Raw genomic sequence first — 18,983 nt, 5'->3', positions numbered from 1 at the left:
GCCCGGAGCGTTCGACCGTGGCTTCAGGCGATTTGTTCGGCTGGGACACCGAAGGCCCGCTTGTGCTCCGGTTCCGCCTCGCCTTCCGTGATCGCACTCGCCGCGTAAAACGCTGCTTCCGGGTCACGGGTCCGCCGCCAGTGGTAGTACGTCTTGGGAACCAGCCACAGGCGCCGTGCCATCGACAGCGACGTATCTGCCTCGAGGACATCGTACTCGACAGCCCTGATCCGGCGGTGGTGCTCCGCATAGAGAACAGCCGACAGCAATACAGCGAACTGACAGTCCGTCGGGAGATACCGGATCCCGGCGACACCGTGGCGATACAACGCTTCCGTCCGCTGCAGTTCGGTCCGGATCGCCGCTGCTACGTCCTCGGTCGTCTCACCGCGACGGAGTGTGTCCTCGGTGATGCCGAATCGATCCAGCGTCTCGGTCGGGAGATAGACGCGATCGTAGTCCCGGATGTCCTCGCGGACGTCCCGGATGAAGTTCGTCAGCTGGAAGGCCTCGGCCAGCGACGTCGCGTGTGGCTCGGCACGCTCGCGCTCGTCGGGATCCATGACGGTCAGCATCATGTTCCCGACGGCCGCCGCGGACCCGCGCATGTACTCGACTAACTCCTCGTGAGTCTCGTAGCGCGTCCGTTCGATGTCCTGGGCCATCGCGTCGACAAAGATGTCGATCTCGGCCGGATCGAACGATTCCGTCCTGGAAAGCGAACGGAACCCCTCCAGCACTGCCCGGTCTTCAGCCGACAAGACCGTTTCATCGAAGTTCTCTCCTTTGGCAGCGCTCCGGATCGCCTCGAGTTTCGCCCGCTGTCGATCGACGGGTGGCGGATCGGGGCGATCGACCACTTCGTCGGCGATCCGGAAGAACGCGTACAGGACGTACGTCGCTTCCCGGACGCGTTCGGGGAGGACTCTCGTCGCGACGTAGAACGTCGTGCCTGCCCGCCGGTGGATCGATTTACTGGTTGTGATGGGTTCTTGTGACATCGAGATTTATCGTGGCAGGGAGGTGATTAGCGTCCGTCGTTTGTAAGGGTACCGACAGTCCTGATTTTGCTTTGCCCCTGCTTTGGCTACCGTTAGTGAACAACCAAAATAAGGGGCGTACCCAATCAGTTGGGTACTTGGGGGATGTCTTGTCATCTTGCCCTACTGTGGGGTACCTTCGCCCGCCACTTCGACGTCGGCGAGTGTCACTGATACGTGACTGAACGACGTCACACTCCGTACCGTCTCTAGACGTTGGCCGTCACCGAGAGTCGCCGACGTCTGGCGGATTGACGAACAGGCTGTCGACCAGGATCGCAACGCCGAGCAGCGATGCGCCGAAGATGCTCCCCTGCATGGAGACGGGTGTGAGAAATCCAACCACGACGGCACTGACGAACAAGAGGGGAATAGCGAGCAGATACAAATCGTACCTGGTGGTCGACGAAACCGTCGGTGTTTGTCCCCCGATCTCAGTCCAGGAACGATCTGTTGTAGCCACTGTTCTCACCTCGTGTGTCTGTGCTCGTTGTACCTTCAAAAAAATTCTGTAAGACTTCGTACAAACACACTCGAAATAATTCTCCACGTTCGCTGCTGGCCACATCGATGGTACAGAAATATATTTGAATAATATGCATACGTTTCGAGATCGAGTGATGACCTAGCAGTACTCGCCCATCATGTTTCGCCGCCATCACTTCAAAGCGCTCGTGGCAGCTCTCAAGCGCCCCATCGGCGACACACCGGAGCAGGGCGTTCCCGAGAACTCGACTCGGCTCTCCCCGCTCGGGGGTCCTCTCGCCACCGGTCGCTCGTCAGAAGAACACGCAGCGTTCGGGCTCGTTTCAGTCGACGACTTCGATCCCGCGGTTGTTTACTGCCGCGGGGTCGAGACCCACCTCCTCGAGGAAACCCTTGTACTCGCGTTCGCACTGTTCGGCGTCCTGCTGTTTGTCGCTGGCACGATCACACAGCGCCACGAGGTCCTCGGGCACGTCGTTGGTGTGGACGATCCAGTGGTTGATGAGATCGGAGAGTCGGCGGATGGGCGAGGTGAAGTGGCCGTAGATCTCGAAGTTCAGCGCGTGGTGGCCACCGAAGGGGTCGTTCATGTACTTTGCGCGGGGCATCACTTTCATCACGGCCCACTGGATCTTGTCCAGCTGGCGCTTGGGTGCGTCTTCGAGGGTGGCGTTGACGGCCTTCCGGGGGTCGTCCCAGGCTTCGCCGGGGATCGAGACGCCGTCCAAGTCCTGGATCTCCTGGAGGGCTTCGCTCCACTCGTCCGGACTGGGCTGGGGGTGAACGCGGTACATCGCCTCGAGGCCCCGATCCCACATCAGGACGTGCGTGACGGCCTTGTTGGCCTTGAGCATGCACTCTTCGATGATCGTGTGGGCACGATCCCGTCGGGGATTCAATACGAGTGAGCCGTCTTCTTTGCGTTGGTCGTGCATCTGATCGGCCAGTTCCCAGACTTGCTGGGTCTTCTCCGCGAGGTCGACTGACTGGTCCTCGAGGACGTCTTGGGCTGTCTCTGGCTCGTCGAGTAGCCGTTCGGCCTCCGTGTAGGTCAATCGTGCATCGCTGCGGATCACGGACTTGTATATCTCGATGTCTTCGTAACCCAGATTCTCGGGATCGAGGTGCATTTCGACGGTGTGGGCCAACCGGTCTTCGTTAGGTACCAGCGAACAGACTGTCTCGGCGAGGGTCGGCGGCAGCATGTGGACGGTGTACCCCGGCAGATAGACGGTGTTGGCCCGCTCGACCGCGCTGTTCCACATCGCGGTGTCCGGGGTGACGTAATGGGTTACGTCGGCGATGTGCACCCACAGCACGATTTCCTCGTCACGGCGTTCGATCGAGATGGCATCGTCGAAGTCCTGGGCGTCGATCGGGTCGGTCGTCCAGGTAGTGAGGTCCCTGAGATCCCGTCGCTCGTCGATCTCGTTCTCGATTTCGGCTCTCACGTCTTCGGTTCGTTCCTCGGCCTCCTCCAGCACCTCGGGCGGGAAGGCATCGGGGATCTCGAACTTCTCGAAGAGCTCTTCGCGCTTGTTCTCCAGGTGACGGGCCAGTTCCTCGTCGATCTCGACGGGGCCTTGCCCCTCGGGTGTCCCCGCGGCGGCCTGCTCTTCCTCTTGGGCGGTCATGGCTTCCGGTAGGGTCAGCCGATAGGTAGGCGTTTCGACAGCCCGTTCGGACCGCTGGCCCGCCGGTCGACACAGCCCACGCCACTGTCGTCCAGATTACTGCCATTCTCATCGTCTGCTTCTCGGACAACTCTCCGGAAAGTTTCTTAACGATTCCACTGGACACTCAAAGTAATATGACTGATGACACGAATCAATCCGACGAGGGTGAGGGGAACGGGGCGAACGATGCGGAGGACGGATTCGAACGCGCCGGGCTCGGAGCGACGAGCGAGAGTCCAACGGACGCCGGCCAAGACGACACGGGAGCGACCGACGCCGAGGCTGACCCACTCGCAGAACTAACGCAGCGCGAGGACCGTCTCGATCAGCGCGAACTCGGGTTGGACAAGCGTGCGGCCGACCTCCAGGAGCGAGCGGCGCAACTCGACGAGCGCGAGGCGGCTCTCACGGAACGGGCGGCAGAGCTCGAGGAGTACCGCGACGATCTGGAGGCTCGCGAGGAGCGCATCGCCCAGCGGGAAGACGAACTCGACGACCGCGAGGCGCGGATCGACGACCAGGAGGCGGCGCTTGCCGAGCGGGCTGACGAGCTCGATCGCACAGAGCGAACCCTCCAGAACTATGTCGGCGACCAGGTCGGCGACATCGAGGAAGCGATCGGCGACACGGTCGAGGAGGCGGTGTCGTCGGCGATCGTCCACTACGAGGACGACGGTTCTGATCTTGGCACGACCGGGAACCTCTTGCTCGGGCTGGCCGGTGCCGCGCTGCTGGTCGGCGGTACCGCCAACGCCGCCGCGGAGATTGCCGGAAGTTCGGCGACGATACTGTCGAGTTCGACCGGCAACCTCGGCGTCGGTGCGGCGCTGATACTGATCGGGCTCGCTGTCAACCTCGTGGCCGTGACAAAGCGGCTCTGACGTCGGCGGAGATCTCTCGCCAGCAGTTTGTACGCCGTCTCGGCCGTGATTTCGGGGTGAAACGTCAGTCCAGTCCTTCTCGGCCTGTGCGCGGCCAGACCCAAAGGCACTTTTTCCCTGACCGAATAGTTCAGACCGTCAGATGTCCCGCAGTCCCTCGTTGCCGGATCGCCCGACGCTCGACCTCGATCCCGAGATGTCACCCTCTGAACGGCTCGCGGCCCTCGAGGAACACTTTGCAGAAGTCCTTCGGGTCAACGAGGAACTCCACTCCCAGCTGGAGGCCGTCCGTGAACGGCAGAGCTCGCTTGCCGAGGAGGTCGACACACTCGAACGCGAGAATCAGGCGCTGAAGACCTCCTCGCTGTACATCGGGACCGTCGAGGAAATGACCGACGACGGCGCCATCGTCAAGCAACACGGCAACAACCAGGAAGTCCTCACGGAGTTGCCGGGCTCGCTCGTCGAGAAGGTCGAAGCCGGTGAACGGGTCGCAATCAACGATTCGTTCAACGTCAAGTCGACCCTGGAAGCCGAGACGGATGCCCGCGCACAGGCCATGCAGGTCGACGGGAGCCCGGACGTCACCTACGACGACATTGGGGGCCTCGACGAGCAGATACGGGAGGTCCGGGAAGCAGTCGAGGAACCGCTACTCAACGCCGAACAATTCCGCAAGGTCGGAATCGACCCACCTAGCGGGGTGTTGCTGCACGGCCCGCCGGGGACGGGCAAGACGATGCTGGCCAAAGCGGTCGCCAACCAGACCGACGCCACCTTCATAAAGATGGCCGGCTCCGAGTTGGTCCGAAAGTTCATCGGCGAGGGGGCGAAACTCGTCCGTGACCTCTTCGAACTCGCCGAAGAACGCGAACCGGCGATAATCTTCATCGACGAGATCGACGCGCTCGCCTCGAAGCGGACGGACTCGAAAACCTCCGGCGACGCCGAAGTCCAGCGGACGATGATGCAGTTGTTGAGCGAGATGGACGGCTTCGACGATCGCGGGGAGATCCGCATCATCGCCGCCACCAACCGCTTTGACATGCTCGATCGCGCCATCCTCCGGCCCGGTCGCTTCGACCGCCTCATCGAGGTGCCGGAACCGGATCAGGAGGGGCGTGAACACATTCTCGAGATCCACACCCGCGAGATGAACCTCGCCGACGGTGTTGACCTGGCTGCTGTCGCAACCGAGACGGACCGGCTGACCGGGGCCGAACTCGAGAGTCTGACCACCGAGGCGGGCATGTTCGCGGTTCGGGACGGCCGAACTGAGGTCAGTCGTGAAGACTTCGAGAACGCGACCGAGAAAATTACCGAAGACGATCGCGCCGACAGCGTTGGAACCCCGGTCATGTTCCACTGACCAGCTTCTTGCCGATTATACGCTCGGGTCGACGTTACTTGAACAGCCCCGAGACATCGTCGTCTCTGGCTGCCCGTCGGTCGACGTGTTCGCTCAGTCGCTGACAGATGATCTCCCGAGCGTCCGGCTGCCGGACGTAATCAAAGAGGAACGTCACGAACTGACTCCCCTCGTCTCCGGCCTCTAGGTCGTCCTGTGCGTATTCGATCGCCTGTTCGATCAGTTCCTCGTCGTCCTCTGTTTCGGCGATCGCATCCGCGGCGAGGATCGTCCCATCGAAATCAAGATCCCCCAGCTCCACGGCCTCGCCGTGACGGGTTAGCGTCGGCGGGTCGCGGCGCCCGACGACGGACGGGTCCTCTCGCAGGGCCGCCAGATAGCGCCGGACGGGCGCGAGGTCCACCCCGGCGAACGCATCGCCGTACCCGTCGAGATAGGTCGGCGCTTTCTCTGCGAGGTTTCGTGCACCCGCCTCGTTGTCTACCGTCGCGTGGTGGATCGCGACGGTGAATTGGATGAGTCCCTGTAGGAAGTCCTTGTGCTCGTCGGCGTCGCTCATGCCGATCCAGGGGTGTTCCCAGGCGTCGTGGGCGACCCGGTACTGACCCGCGTTGTACAGCGCGATCCCGGCCCGCAACGCAGCGTCCATATCGCCCCGTTGTCGACCGCCGGCCAAAACTGCGTCGCTACTGGCGGATTCCAGCCTTCCTGTGTCCCTAATCCGGCAGCGTTTTAATTATCTAGTGGTACCACCCGAGCATGAATGAGGCGACAACAGATACGACTGCCGTGTCGGGTGGGACGGTCACCCAGTATCTCCGGGAGATGGGGCCGTCGTGGGTCGCCGGGGCGATCGCCGCCGGGCCCGCGTCGATGGCGAGTCTGATCACTGCCGGTGCGAGCTACGACTACGCACTCCTGTGGGTGGTCGTGCTGTCGGCGGTGGCCGGCGCGCTGGCCCAGTACCTCGCGATGCGGCTGGGTTTGCTCACCGAGCGAGGGATCGTCGGCGTGGTCGAGGACCACCTCGGGGACTGGTGGGCGTGGATTCTGGTGGCCGACGCGGTGATCGCCGCGGGCGTCGCACAGCTAGTTATCATGAACACCGCTGCCGCGGTCTCGTCGTCGATCACCGGACTGGATGCCCGCGTGTGGGGCGTTATCTGGGCGGTCGTGCTGGCGGCAGGGTTGGCCGGCCGAGGCTACCGATTCGTCGAACTCGTTGCGAAGTTGCTGGTAACGGCGGTCGTGATCGCGTTCGTCGCCTCGCTGGCCGTCGTTCCGACCGATCCCGGCGCGGCGGCCACTGGACTCGTCCCGTCGCTGCCGGGTGGCAGTGCCCTCGTTGCGGCCGGCATCCTCGGCGGTGCGGTCCACATCACGCTCATTACGATGCACTCTTACACGATGCGAGCCCGGAAGTGGACCGCCCAGGACTACGACCTGGCGACCTTCGACGTGGGGGCGTCGATGCTGGTTGCCTTCGGGATCTACAGCGTCGCGATCTTCCTGGTGGCCGCGAGCGTTCTCTCCGATCCAGGGCTTTCGACGGTCGGGGCGGCCGAGGCGCTGGGACCGCTGGTCGGCCCGAGCGCCGAGTGGCTGTTCTTGCTCGGTCTGGGCGGCGCAGCGATCTCGACGCTGGGCGGAAACACGATCGTCCCGCCGTTCCTGCTCGCGGACAAACTCGGTTGGGGGACGACCGTCGACGACGATCGCTACCGTGCCCTCCTGGCCGGCTTCGCACTGCTGTCGGCGCCCGGCGCGTTCATCGGCGGGGACGTCCTCGGCCAACTCGTCCTCGTACTCGCCCTGGGAACGGTTGGGACCCCTTTCGCCATCGCAGTCGTGCTCTACCTGCTGAACTCCGGAGCCGTCCCCGAAGCGAACTCGGCGCTCGCGAACGTCGGCGGACTCGCGCTGCTCGCCGTCGCGGGGACGCTTGCGGCCAACTTCGTCCGCGAACAGGTGGCCGCGGGCGTCGATCCCCTTTCGGGCGCGGTGCTTGCCTTCGCGCTCGTCCTCGGCCTCGCTACCGTCGGATTGTTCGGGAAGTACGTGCTCGAACGCCCGACGGTCGCATGATCGACGGGCCGGTCGCCCTGGACGGTGCGACGCTGCTCGTCGGCCCCTCACAGGCCGGGAAGACCTGCCTGACCGCGCGGGCACTGGCTACCTGGATCGACCGTCACGGGACCGACGGCGTCGTCGTACTGGAGTTCGCTCCCGAGGTCGAACGGGACGGGCGCCTCCTCGGCGGGCGGCTGGATCGGTTCAGATCGATCCCGGACGGCGTCTGGCACGGCGTCTTGGAGGCGCACGCGCCACGAGCGGCCGCTGAGTCTCAGGATGAAGCCGTCGATCTGGCGCGTGACAACGCCGAACGAGCCCGAGAGGTCCTCGACAGTGCCCCCGAACCCACTGCGGTGTTCGCCAACGACGCAACGATCCCGTTTCAGCACGCAGCCGGTGATCCCGACCGACTCACCAGATACTGCGATCGCGCCGACTGTGCCGTGTTGAACGCCTTCGCGAGCGACGAACTCGGGACCGAAAACCCGGTGACCCGGCGGGAACAGGCCATTCTCGATCGACTCCAAGGGTGGGCCGATCGGTCGATCCGACTCTCTGGTGAGTCCTGACGGATAGGGAGTGGTGGTTCCCGGGATCAGACAACGGATAGACCGCCGCACTGACAGCCGGAGACCGGGAGACAAATAACGTCCGAGGCTGGATAGATCCGATAGATGGTCCCCCTCTGTCAGCTGTACCGCCGGGCGAAAACGCGGCTGTTCGCCGACCTGCGGGAGGATCCTTACCTCCTCTGGATCCTCGCTGTGGCAGCGTTGCTGTCGGGCTTTTGGTTCTGGCATCGCCTTCCGAACGCCGCGACCCGAGATGAATGGAGTCGGGCGATCGACCCACTGATGGCCGTCCGGTCGGTCGTCGCTGACCCCGGGTTCGGGGGACTGCAAGACGGCGTCGCCTGGGGACGCGTCTCGTTCGGGGCGACGTTCTACCTCTTCGGGTTCGCCCTGCTGCCGGTACTGGTGGTCGCCGTCCTCTCGGGACACGTCGAGGCCGTCCTCGGCCCGTTCCCGCCCGTAGACGAGTTCGGGTACTTCCCGTTGTGGCACGGGACGCCAGCCTGGTTCTGGAACGGGTATCTCGGCCTGGTACGGCTGTTCTCCGTCGTCTTTGCGGTCGGGAGCGTCTATCTCACCTATCGCATCGGAGCCGCGATCGCGGATCGGGCGACCGGTCGACTGGCCGCCGTGCTGTTGACGCTCACCTTTGGATTCCTCACGATCGCCCACGAAGGCGGCGAGGACATGCCAGCGCTGTTTTTCCTCCTGCTCGCACTGTATTTGCTGGTCCGCTACGTGCAGGACGGCGAGCGTCAGCTGTTCCTCGCCGCGAGCGCGATCGGTGGCGTCGCGATCGCGTTCAAACTCACCGCCGCGCCGGTGATCGGCCTGATCGCCGTCGCTCACCTCCTGCGAGCTTGTAGCCGAGACGACTGGCCGCGGTCGCTGTACCGGCCGCGACTGCTGGCAACTGGCGCGGCCCTGGGCGGCCTAACAATCCTGCTCGGGTTCCCGACGGCGCTGGTTGGGGAGTTCGGACTCGTCGCCGAGCGACTCTTCGGCGGGCCAGTCGGTCGGGCCACCCACACCACGGGTCCCGACGCGCCCACCTGGTGGTGGTTCCTCCGGCAGTATCTCACTGGACTCGGCTGGCCGCTGTTCGTCGCCGGTGTCGCTGGCGTCTTCGTGACGGGCGCGCTTGCGGTGCGGCGACGAGCCTCGGCCGGGACGCTTCTTGTCTTGGCCACCCTCGGCGCGTTTATCGCGCTGTTCGTCCCCTGGCACGACTTCCGTGTCCATCACCTGCTGCCGACGTTCCCGCTGGTGGCAGTGTTGAGCGCTACGGCACTGCAGGCCTTACGTGAGCGGCAGGCGACCGTTGGACGGGTGGCGATCGGTCTGCTGGTCGTGAGTTCGGCCGCCTACGCGGGCGTCGGGGTCGCCGGCTACGCCGACAGCCCGCGCGACCGGGCCGTCGACTGGCTGGACCAAAACGCCGACGACGGAGACACCATCGAAGTTTACCGCCGACACTTTCAGGACACGGCGATCCCGCACGGAGCGGCTATCAATCATCTCTTCGGGCCCGAAAACGTCTACGAGCGCGACGAGCCGTGCCCGACCTACGTGCAACTCGGGTATCGGGATCTGCTATATCTCTCCGAGGGGACCTACTTCCGAGCCAATTCAGACCGGGCTGAGTACGTCCGAGAACTGCTCGACGGCGAGTACGGCTACGAACTCGTCGCCGAATTCGGTTCGCGACCGCGGAACTTCGTCCCCGAACGCCCGACACCCGGATCACCCACGGACCTGTTCCCTCTGGGAATCGTCCCGCAGACGGGTCACTACGCCGACGAGCAGGAACTCCGGCCCAATCAGTACACGGCTATCCTGGAACTGACCGGCGAGTGCGATCAAGAGCGCAGTCCACCGTTCTGAGACGGACAGTTCAATCCACGCTGGCCTCGAGTTCGCCGTCCCAACCTTCGAGACCGCAGGCTAAACTCTCGATCGGCCCCTCGACACCTTCGTAGGCGGCGATGAGCCGGGCCGCCTGGATGCTGGCCTGCCCGTGGGGACAGACGGTGACGACCCGCTCGGCACCGTCCAGCGCGTCCACCTCGCCCGTCAGTCTCGGCAGTGGAAGGTTCTCGCTCCCGGGGATGTGTCCCCGCTCGAAGGTGTCGGGCGATCGCACGTCGACGACCCGAACGTCGCTATCGGACTCCAGTAAGTCCCGCAACTCAGCGGCGGAAAGTTCGCCATCCATGTCGCCTCTTCGGGGGACCACCGGGAAAACCACCACGGTACTACGTCGGCCTCGACCCCCTCCTGCCTCCTCAAAGCAGGCCTTCTTCGCGGGCCAGCAACAGCCCCTCGATCGTCGCGTCGTTGGCGGGGTCGGCCCGGGCTCGTTCGAGGGCGTCCGCGACCGGGACGGTCGTGACTTCGAGGAACTCGTTGTCGTCCAAGTCCGTCTCGACCGGCTCGAGCCCCTCGGCGAAGACGATCCCGCGCTCGTGGCGCATCGCGCCCGTCGCGACCCAGAAATCCTCCAGCAAGGAGGCCCCGGCGGGGTCGAAACCGGTCTCCTCGCGGAGTTCTCGCGCCCCGGCTTCAGTGTAGGACTCGCCGTCCTCGACGATCCCCGCGGGGAACTCCAGGCAGTGCTCGCGGATCGGCGGGCGATACTGCTCGACCATCACCAGTTCGTCGCCGACCAGGGGCACGACGACGACTGCTGGCGGTAGTTCGGCCCAGTAGTAGCGTTTCGTCGTTCCGTCGGGCTGTTCGACGCGGTCGTAGCCACCGTCGAACCAGCCCGTCTCGTACTCGACGCGCGATTCCAGGATCGGCCAGTCGTGGGAGTTGTCGTCCTGTCTTGTCATGATTGAGTCACCGTGAGTCGGTAGATCGTTCCTTCGAACCGGACGTAGACCGCATCGGCCTCGCTCGTGTCCATCGATCGCTGCTGAAGGGCCGTTATCTCGTCGAACGGCGAGTGAGTGAACGCCTCTTTGAAGCCGACGTAGCCTTTCCAATAGGGGTCCGATCGTCCGGGTTCGTCGGCGGTGGCGTCCGCGATTGCTGCCGTCGTATAGGGGTAACGCCGCTCGTCGAGATCACTGCCGTTGATCGCGGCGTGATCCTCGACTGGCGTTGCAGTCAGGTAGTACGGATCGCCGCTCTTGATGTAGTTCGGGAGCGCGCCCAGCGCGAGCAAGAAGACGACGATCCCGAGAATCACCAGCAGGGCGATGCGCGTCCGACGGCGCATCTATTCGCCCTCCACGGCTGGTTCGTCGGTCGTCTTCCCGCCTTGGTGGGTTCCCTCACGCTCGCCCAGAACGTCTCGATACAACTGCCCGAACGCCTGCCGTCGCAGTGTCCCGACCGCAGCCTCGCGGGCGTCCGCAAACGTGGTCGCGACGATCCGGTCGGCGAAGGCGGGCGCGTGCCAGACGACCCCCTCGACGTGTTCGCTTCCGGTCTGAACGACCGTAGCGTCCCGCTCCGTGCAGAACGCCTCGAACTCCTCGTGGGTGCCGACCCGGACTTCTAGCAGCGAGGCGAACAGCGCGTCGTGACCGGTCGCGATCACGTCGTCTGTGACCAGTCGGTCGTACTCCTCGCCGTCGAGTTCCATCGCTCGCCCGACTTCGCGGACGACGGTCCCGGCGGCCGCCTGGAGGTCGGCGTACTGCTCGCGTGCCTCGGCAACCGTCTCGGGCGCGAACAACCCCTCGGTGTCCATGTTCCGCCGTTGGACGGGCGCCCACTACTCGGTTTCGCCCGCGTCAGTTGTGACGTCCTCGTCGTCGCGTGCCGCACGCTCGCGGCGCTCTCGGGTGAGTTCGTAGGCTTCCCGGAGAGCGGCCTGGGCCTCATCGTCCAGAGGCCGGTTCGCATCTGCCCGGACGTCACCCGCTAGCTCCTCGAAGGCGACGCCCGGTTCGTGAGTGCTGTTCTGGAAGACGGCCGAATCCGGTGCGTGTGCGTGGCCCTCCGCCGCGTCGTCGACAGCAAGATCGACTTTCTCTGCCTCGTCGACGACCTGTTCGGCCAGCCCTGCGTCGTCCTCTTCGTCCCAGCCCGGAGCGTGCTCCTCGAGCCAGATCTCGTGATCGTCGTCGCCCAGTAGCGCCGTGAAGGCCAGGTGGTCCGCTAGGTGCTTGGCGTCGGCCTGCGGGGCCGCACAGACCGGGCACGCGTATCCCATGTCCGAACGCAGGCGGGCCCGACAGAAAGACCTCTCGTTACCCCCAGGTCCGGAGCATGACAAGCGCGTCCTCGCCGTCGTCGTAGTACCGCGGGACCGTCCGCCGATGGACGAACCCCGCCTGGCGGTACAGACGCTTTGCCCCCTCGTTGCTCTCCCGGACCTCGAGTTTGATCGAGCCAACGCCGGTCGAGCGGAGCGTACAGACTGCCCGCTCGAGGAGCTGTCTACCGATCCCCCGGCGTCTTTGTTCGGGATGAACGGCCAGGTCCTTGACGTGACCGAGCGCCTCGCCGTGGTTGGGGACGGAATCTGCGACGACGTACCCCACGACTGTACCGTCCGAGGGTGCGTTCCCGCGACTGATCGCCACGAGGAACGCGGGCGCGTCGAGAAACCGCTCGAAGGCCGCCACTGACCACGGCTGTGGGAACGACTGGCGTTCAATGTCGGCGACGGCCAACAGATCGGAACGCGTGGCCGGTCGGATGAAGGGGACCGTGGCTTCGCCGGGAACGACAGTCGTCACGGTGCAAGCTACGACAGGGGCCTACAAAGACGTAACGACAGTCCCACCGCCGCCAAAAGACACTTAATAACCGGCGGACAACTAGCGCATGCACCCATCCGGGTGCCACCCCACCCCCACCCCCACTATTCGTTTTTCTATCGATTCGTGACCGTCAGGTCCGGCCATGGGCCTGCGTCGATCGACAGGCTGGAACTCTTCGTTACTGGTGGCGTGGTCACGCTCCCGATAGAGCGGGACTGTCAACGATCGGTTTGATATCCAAGACGTGTTTCAATTTCGCTATTCAACTCTTGGAGCTGTCGTGAAACGGTTGCTGGCGTTGCCATCTCAGCGCGATACTCTTCGATGAGTGAGCGCACCTCTGGGAACGACTGAATGAGTGCTCCATTCGTTGCTGCACTATCGATCGTATCTTGAAGCTGAGTGAATGCAGTCACGAAGTGGGGGTTTTCTTCAAACCAACCTGACGTCTGTAACTGCCTGATTGCATCTGTTGTGACCGGGAAGTAGCCAGTCTCCTGATGCCACTGGGCCTGTTGCTCAGGCTCCAACAGCCAGTCGAAGAATGCACGCACCACCGACTCAGTTTCATTCGCAAGTCCATCACCAACCCACAACGAAGCCCCACCAACAACTACTCCATTTCGTTCATTCAAGACTGGAAGCGGTGCCGTTTCAACAGCAAAATCGGCACGCCTGACAATCGAATTGAGAGACGACGTTGACCCGATCAACATAGCTACTCGTTCATCATGGAACTCTTTTTTCGCCGTGCCACGGGCTTTGACGCCAGGATTTTGATATAACCCATCATGCTCCATCGTCACCCACCAATCAAACAACTCTCTGCCCGTCTTACTATCTATGTACGCCTCGTTCGGCGTTCCAGTGCGACCATTCTCTGCATCGACTAGTTGTTGACTGTCCTCAGCAAACCACTGCTCAACAAACCACGAGTAGTTCGCAAATGTGATCCCGAATTCTGCGACGCCTTGTGAGACAAGCTGTTCACTCGCACGTTTGACCTCGCTCAACGTCTCTGGTGGGTTCTCTGGATCCAACCTGGCTTGAGTAAACAGCTCTTTGTTGATCACCAAAATCGGGTTTGAGGAGTTGAACGGTACAGACTGGAGTGTTCCCTCAATCGTATAGTACTCCTGGACCGAATCAACGAGAGAGTGTTGTGTCTGTGCTGGCAACAACTCACCCGCCGGCTTGAACGCCCCGCTCTCATAGGCTTTCAGAGTGCTGATCTCGTTAACCTGTGTGATTGCTGGCGCATCTCCTTCTTCTGCAGCCGCCAGTGCTTCTGTCAGAGTCCCATCATAGCTCCCCATCGATGAGAGGTTGAAATGCACTCCACCATACTCTTGTTCAAACTCACGAACGAGATCCGTCAGTATCAACGCTTTCTGCCCACCCATCGCGTGCCAGAAGTCAACCTCTGTATCCGTCTTCGAAACAACTCGCTTCACGCGTTCGCCAGTCTCAAACTGCTCACTGGCACCCTCAAGACCGTCTGCCTCAGCCGTTAGCGTTTCAACTTCCGTGACGATATCTGTGATCGATTTCGTTTGAGTCTCCGTCGCTTCAGCCGCAGTCTGTGCAGCAGCACTCGTTTCTTCGCTCCCCGCACTCACATCGTCCACCATTGCAACGACTTCCTGCGTTGTCGAAGCCTGTTGATCAATCGCCTCACTGGTCTCCTGAATACTTTGACTCGCCTCGGTTGACATCTCGACAACCTCGTCCAACTCCGTAATCGCGGTTTGCACTACCTCCCGCGTGTCGTCAACTGCATCCTCCGTCGAATGCATCTTCTCAACAGCTGTTTGTGTCTGCTCGTTCACCTCTTCGATTGAGCCTGCAATATCATCGGTCGCTTCTTTCGTCTCCGTTGCCAGAGACTTAATCTCGTCCGCTACGACAGCAAACCCATCACCACTTTGATCGGCACGGGCGGCCTCGATATTCGCATTGAGCGCAAGCATATTCGTCTCCTCAGCAATATCTGTGATGAACTCCATTACCTCCTCAATCCCACCCATCAATTCATTCAAACCCTCAATTTCTGTCACCAGATCATCTGTCTGGGACTCCATAGACTCCAACACAGCAAGCGCGTCACTTGCTGCCCGCTGTGCTGAATCACCCCGCTCAATCGTCTCGCTTGCGTTCGTTGCTATCTCATCTGTCGATGCAGCCACCTCTTCGATCGTCGCTGATAAGCTTTCCAACTCATCAAGCACCTCTCCCAACTTGTCACTCTGCTCTTCAGCACCACGCGCGATATCATCGACCGATGTGTCGATTTCTTCGCTTTTGTCGCTGACAGCATGGATTTCGTCCTCAACAGTCTTTGTCGCATCCGTCACAGTCTGGCTGGCCGTTTTCAACTGCTGAGCAATCTCATTCCACCGCTTTATCATCTCATTGTAGGTGGCAACAAAGTCGGTAATCGTGTCGATATCAGAATCTATCTCAGCACGCCGAGTCAGATCACCGTCGGCATTTGCCGTGACAACGCCCTGTAACTCATTCACTGAACCCTCATAGTCGTGAAGCCGCTGGTCCTTCTCTCGCAATTCAGCCTCCAACCCCTCAACACGGTCCTCCAGATTGCGGACACGCTCCTGAGCAATATTACGCTCATTATGCAACTCTGTGATGACCGCTCGTACCTCCGTCTTGGACAGCCCATCTAAATCGAACGACTCAACACTTTCCGTCACAATCTCATTGCCACCGCTTTCAAAGTTTGATGAGGGTGTCTTTCCCATCTCTATATCCCCATCAGTCATCTCTGATCCATCTGTAGTACCCGGCTCATCTTTGAAGTTTCCCGCCAGCAAACCGAGTAGTTGTTTCATAACCCCACAAAGCCGTTCTTCATAATAAAATCTTAGGCTCTTGCCCAACTTAGCGAAACACGTTGACGACGAAGCACTCAACAAGCGCGTGCAGCGGTGCTCCAGCAAGGTTGAGCGTCCGGACGAACCCGTAGGTTCGGACGGACTACTCCAATCCTGGTTTGGAGAGACCACGGAATTTCGCCAGCCACGGATTCAACAGTGACCAGAGACACTCGACCTGGTTGATGTAAACGCCGTCATCAGTGATATATTCTTGGTCGCGTCGCAAAACTATTTAATCTTTTCTACCGTAATTTACAGTAAAAACATCATAATATCGAATATATTTGCGAAATTGTGGAAAAACAGCGGGTAATGCTGTTTGGGTAGGCATACTCCAGCATTGTTGGCGGGATGCCGTGATTCTCACGCTGTTTCACTGGGCTTGGCAAGAGCCAAAAAAGCGAGCGCCGCGAGTTTCGGGGCGGTCCCGATCAGTCGTCGGCAGGCGTCCCAGACCCGGACTGTTCGTACTGCAACTTGGTGTGGGGGAGCTTGCCGCCGTCGGCGAGGATCTCCCGTTCACGCTCGGAGGCGTCCAGGTAGCCCGTCGCCTCCCACTCGTCGTTGACCCGGATCGTGAACTCCTCGGCACCGGATCGGACGGCACCCGCTACGTCGTCGACGATCTCGATGTCGTCGCCCTGGTCGATCTTCTCGTACGTTTCCTCGTCGATCTCTAAGGGCAGCAGGCCGAAGTTGAACAGATTGGCCTTGTGGATGCGCGCGAAGCTCTGGGCCAGCACACCCTCGACGCCTAAGTACATCGGGCAGAGGGCTGCGTGCTCCCGGGAAGAGCCCTGGCCGTAGTTCTCGCCCGCAACCAGGAACCCGCCGTCGGCGTCCAGCGCACGCTGGGCGAAGTCCTCGTCGACCCGCGAGAGGGTGAACTCCGAGAGCTTGGGGACGTTCGACCGATACATCAGGATGTCCTGGGTTGCCGGGATGATGTGGTCGGTCGTGATGTCGTCGCCCATCTTCAGCAGCGTCGGCCCGCCCAGGTCAGCCTCGAGGGGATCCTTCAGCGGCACGTCGCCGATGTTCGGCCCCTTGATGAGGTCGTCGTCGACGGCGTTTTCGGGCTCGATGATGTCCGTGTCGGCACCGTAATATTCGTCGGGTAGTTCCATACCCGGTGCGTCCAGGTCACCGAGTTCCGTAGCCAAATCACGCGGGTCGACAATCTCGCCGGCGATGGCCGACGCGGTCGCGACCTCCGGGGAGACCAGGTAGACGTTGTCGTCCTCCAGGCCCGACCGCCCCTCGAAGTTCCGGTTGAACGTCCGCAGGCTGACCGAATCAGAGGCGGGCACGTGGCCGATCCCGATACAGGCCCCACAGGTGGCTTCCGAGAAGTTGACGCCGGCGGCCATCATCTCTGAGGCCCAGCCTTCCCGGGCGAGCATCTCGGAAGCCTGCTTCGAGCCGGGGGCGACGATCATCTCGGTCGTCGGATCGATCTCGCGGCCTTCGAGCATCTTCGCCGACGGAAGAATGTCCTCGTAGGCGCCGTTGGTACACGAGCCGATGATGACCTGCTCGACGTCCGTGCCTTGAACTTCCCGGACCGGAACGACGTTGTCGGGCATCGACGGCGTGGCGATCAGCGGCTCCAGATCCGAGAGGTCGACCGTGATCTGGTCGTGATACTCGGCGTCCTCGTCCGGGCCGATCTCGACGTACTCCTCGGCCCGGTCGAGTCGGGAGAGGAAGTCTTTGGTCTTCTCGTCGGTCGGGAAGATCGACGTCGTCGCGCCCAGCTCCGTGCCCATGTTGGTGATAGTCGTCCGCTCGGGCACGGTCAGCGTCTCGACGCCCGGGCCAGTGAACTCAAGAACCTTTCCGACGCCACCCTTCACCGAGAGCCGCCGGAGCAGTTCGAGGATGACGTCTTTGGCGGTCGCCCACTCCGGCAACTCGCCCTCCAGACGGACGTTGACGATCTCGGGCATCTCGATGTAGTAGGCGCCGCCACCCATCGCCACCGCGAGGTCGAGTCCGCCCGCGCCGATCGCAAGTTCGCCCAGGCCGCCGGGCGTCGGCGTGTGGCTGTCCGAACCGAGCATCGTCTTGCCCGGCGCGGCGAAGTGCTCTTTGTGGACCTGGTGGCAGATCCCGTTCCCCGGTCGCGAGAAGTACGCGCCGTACGTCCCAGCCGCCGAGCGCAGGAACCGATGATCGTCGGTATTTTTAAAGTCGAATTGATACGTCTGGTGGTCACAGTACTGGGCCGCCAGTTCCGTCTGTACCTCTTCGAGGTCGAGTGCCTCGAACTGCAGCCAGACGAGCGTCCCCGTCGTGTCCTGTGTGAGTGCCTGATCGATCTCGATGCCGATCTCCTCGCCTGGAGTCAGTTCCCCTTCGACGAGGTGGTCGTCGAGGATCTTCTCCGTGAGCGTCTGTCCCATATCGTCCAGTAAGAGGCTGCGCACGGACATAAATCCCCGGTGTTGGCGCGAATGCTGCGGGTTCGCCCTCTGGCGGTTTCTCCGTTCCCCGATGATCGACCGTGTCGGTCATGCCTGGTCGGCTTTCGGAGTCTCGAACCTGAACGTCGATCCAAACGTCGGAACGCTCTTGGTCCCGAGCGGCGATCCCCCGCTATGTTCAAGAGCGGTCACTTCGTCGCCGCACAGCTTGAGGACCTCCGTGACGACCAGATCCAGCCAAACGGTGTCGATCTGACACTCGATGCGGTATTCGAGCAGGTCGAAGCCGGTCGAGTCGGTCGTGATGGCAAGACAGTGGGCGGGCGCGAGCGCATCGAAGGCGAGGACGGCATCTTCGATCTCTCTCCCGGTGGGTACGTCGTCCGGTACGCCGAAGTCGTCCGGATTCCTGACGGCCACGTCGGGTTCCTGTTGCCCCGCTCCTCATTGCTGCGGAACTCCTGTATGCTCGATACCGCTGTCTGGGACGCCGGTTACGAAGGGCGCGGCGAGGGTCTACTCGAAGTCCACCACCGGATCGAGTTGGAAGCGGGCGCCCGCATCGCCCAACTCGTCCTCGCTGAGGCCGCACATCAGAATACCTACGAGGGATCGTATCAAGGCGAACATTTGTCGTAATCGCTGTTCGGATCGGTCGATAGCCTCGCGACCCGGTTTTGACACCCCTTATATACTACTTGATTATACAAGTGCTACTGTTATGTGGCCAGCCCCTCCAGAATGAGGGTACGGTGTTGGCGCGACCCGCTGACATCGGAGCCCGTGCCTCTGACATACCTGTGCTCCGGGTTGCCGACACCGTGCGTGGAACGGGGGGGAGCTCCGCC

General features: G+C 62.1%; 18 protein-coding genes and 1 pseudogene. 6 read left to right on the top strand and 13 right to left on the bottom strand.

Features of this window, described 5'->3' with window-relative positions; genetic code table 11:
* Window positions 1-23 precede the first annotated feature (23 nt).
* The 3 genes from BN2694_RS06545 to BN2694_RS06535 form a co-directional block, all read right to left on the bottom strand.
* Window positions 24-1,001, bottom strand: coding sequence for a phytoene/squalene synthase family protein (locus BN2694_RS06545; RefSeq protein ID WP_135663644.1), 978 nt, complete (start codon window positions 999-1,001; stop codon window positions 24-26).
* A gap of 262 nt (window positions 1,002-1,263) precedes the next feature.
* A complete protein-coding gene (locus BN2694_RS06540) occupies window positions 1,264-1,503 on the bottom strand; it encodes a hypothetical protein (protein WP_135663643.1) in 240 nt (79 codons plus the stop codon).
* A gap of 346 nt (window positions 1,504-1,849) precedes the next feature.
* Window positions 1,850-3,160, bottom strand: coding sequence for an RNB domain-containing ribonuclease (locus BN2694_RS06535; protein ID WP_135663642.1), 1,311 nt, complete (start codon window positions 3,158-3,160; stop codon window positions 1,850-1,852).
* Between the two features lie 176 nt (window positions 3,161-3,336).
* Between BN2694_RS06535 and BN2694_RS06530 the strand changes: the two genes are divergently transcribed.
* A complete protein-coding gene (locus BN2694_RS06530; RefSeq protein WP_135663641.1) occupies window positions 3,337-4,083 on the top strand; it encodes a hypothetical protein in 747 nt (248 codons plus the stop codon).
* A gap of 142 nt (window positions 4,084-4,225) precedes the next feature.
* Complete coding sequence (gene pan2, locus BN2694_RS06525; protein ID WP_135663640.1) at window positions 4,226-5,452, top strand: proteasome-activating nucleotidase Pan2; 1,227 nt, start codon at window positions 4,226-4,228, stop codon at window positions 5,450-5,452.
* A 34-nt stretch (window positions 5,453-5,486) separates the two neighbouring features.
* On the opposite strand, the gene BN2694_RS06520 is transcribed toward pan2, so the two are convergent.
* The gene (locus BN2694_RS06520; RefSeq protein ID WP_135663639.1) at window positions 5,487-6,101 is read right to left on the bottom strand and encodes a DUF309 domain-containing protein; all 615 of its coding nucleotides are present in this window, start codon (window positions 6,099-6,101) and stop codon (window positions 5,487-5,489) included.
* A gap of 110 nt (window positions 6,102-6,211) precedes the next feature.
* Between BN2694_RS06520 and BN2694_RS06515 the strand changes: the two genes are divergently transcribed.
* The 3 genes from BN2694_RS06515 (at window position 6,212) to BN2694_RS06505 (ending at window position 9,981) form a co-directional block, all read left to right on the top strand.
* Window positions 6,212-7,537 (top strand): NRAMP family divalent metal transporter, encoded by a 1,326-nt coding sequence (locus BN2694_RS06515; protein ID WP_135663638.1) that lies wholly within the window; start codon window positions 6,212-6,214, stop codon window positions 7,535-7,537.
* A complete protein-coding gene (locus BN2694_RS06510) occupies window positions 7,534-8,094 on the top strand; it encodes a hypothetical protein (RefSeq protein ID WP_135663637.1) in 561 nt (186 codons plus the stop codon). Before BN2694_RS06515 ends, BN2694_RS06510 begins: the two co-directional genes overlap by 4 nt.
* A 105-nt stretch (window positions 8,095-8,199) precedes the next feature.
* Window positions 8,200-9,981: an ArnT family glycosyltransferase gene (locus tag BN2694_RS06505; protein ID WP_135663636.1), complete on the top strand. Its 1,782-nt coding sequence runs from the start codon at window positions 8,200-8,202 to the stop codon at window positions 9,979-9,981.
* A 10-nt stretch (window positions 9,982-9,991) separates the two neighbouring features.
* Here the strand turns inward: BN2694_RS06505 and BN2694_RS06500 are convergent, their stop codons facing one another.
* From BN2694_RS06500 to BN2694_RS06460, 9 genes and pseudogenes are all read right to left on the bottom strand, one after another.
* Entirely contained in the window at window positions 9,992-10,312 is a 321-nt protein-coding gene (locus BN2694_RS06500) for a rhodanese-like domain-containing protein (RefSeq protein WP_135663635.1), read from the bottom strand.
* 70 nt (window positions 10,313-10,382) lie between these two features.
* Entirely contained in the window at window positions 10,383-10,931 is a 549-nt protein-coding gene (locus BN2694_RS06495; protein WP_135663634.1) for an NUDIX hydrolase, read from the bottom strand.
* Window positions 10,928-11,320: a hypothetical protein gene (locus BN2694_RS06490; protein ID WP_135663633.1), complete on the bottom strand. Its 393-nt coding sequence runs from the start codon at window positions 11,318-11,320 to the stop codon at window positions 10,928-10,930. Before BN2694_RS06490 ends, BN2694_RS06495 begins: the two co-directional genes overlap by 4 nt.
* On the bottom strand, window positions 11,321-11,797 hold the full coding sequence (locus tag BN2694_RS06485) for a DUF5809 family protein (protein ID WP_135663632.1): 477 nt from the start codon (window positions 11,795-11,797) through the stop codon (window positions 11,321-11,323).
* Between the two features lie 24 nt (window positions 11,798-11,821).
* Window positions 11,822-12,262 (bottom strand): DUF5810 domain-containing protein, encoded by a 441-nt coding sequence (locus BN2694_RS06480; protein WP_135663631.1) that lies wholly within the window; start codon window positions 12,260-12,262, stop codon window positions 11,822-11,824.
* Window positions 12,263-12,299: 37 nt separating this feature from the next.
* Entirely contained in the window at window positions 12,300-12,791 is a 492-nt protein-coding gene (gene rimI / locus BN2694_RS06475) for a ribosomal protein S18-alanine N-acetyltransferase (RefSeq protein ID WP_135663630.1), read from the bottom strand.
* Between the two features lie 242 nt (window positions 12,792-13,033).
* Window positions 13,034-15,664 carry a methyl-accepting chemotaxis protein gene (locus BN2694_RS06470; RefSeq protein ID WP_135663629.1) on the bottom strand — a complete coding sequence of 877 codons (2,631 nt, stop codon included), beginning with the start codon at window positions 15,662-15,664 and terminating at the stop codon, window positions 13,034-13,036.
* A 49-nt stretch (window positions 15,665-15,713) separates the two neighbouring features.
* Window positions 15,714-15,911 (bottom strand): annotated as a pseudogene (locus BN2694_RS06465) (IS1595 family transposase); the annotation flags it as partial.
* A 229-nt stretch (window positions 15,912-16,140) separates the two neighbouring features.
* Window positions 16,141-18,114: an aconitate hydratase gene (locus tag BN2694_RS06460; protein ID WP_135663628.1), complete on the bottom strand. Its 1,974-nt coding sequence runs from the start codon at window positions 18,112-18,114 to the stop codon at window positions 16,141-16,143.
* Window positions 18,115-18,309: 195 nt separating this feature from the next.
* On the opposite strand from BN2694_RS06460, the gene BN2694_RS06455 reads away from it, so the two are divergent.
* Complete coding sequence (locus BN2694_RS06455; RefSeq protein ID WP_135663627.1) at window positions 18,310-18,774, top strand: deoxyuridine 5'-triphosphate nucleotidohydrolase; 465 nt, start codon at window positions 18,310-18,312, stop codon at window positions 18,772-18,774.
* Window positions 18,775-18,983: the final 209 nt, after the last annotated feature.

It is taken from the genome of Halorhabdus rudnickae, assembly GCF_900880625.1.
GTDB classification, from domain to species: Archaea; Halobacteriota; Halobacteria; order Halobacteriales; family Haloarculaceae; genus Halorhabdus; species Halorhabdus rudnickae.
Note: the sequence above shows the minus strand (reverse complement) of the source record. Positions and strands in the feature narration are given on the sequence as shown.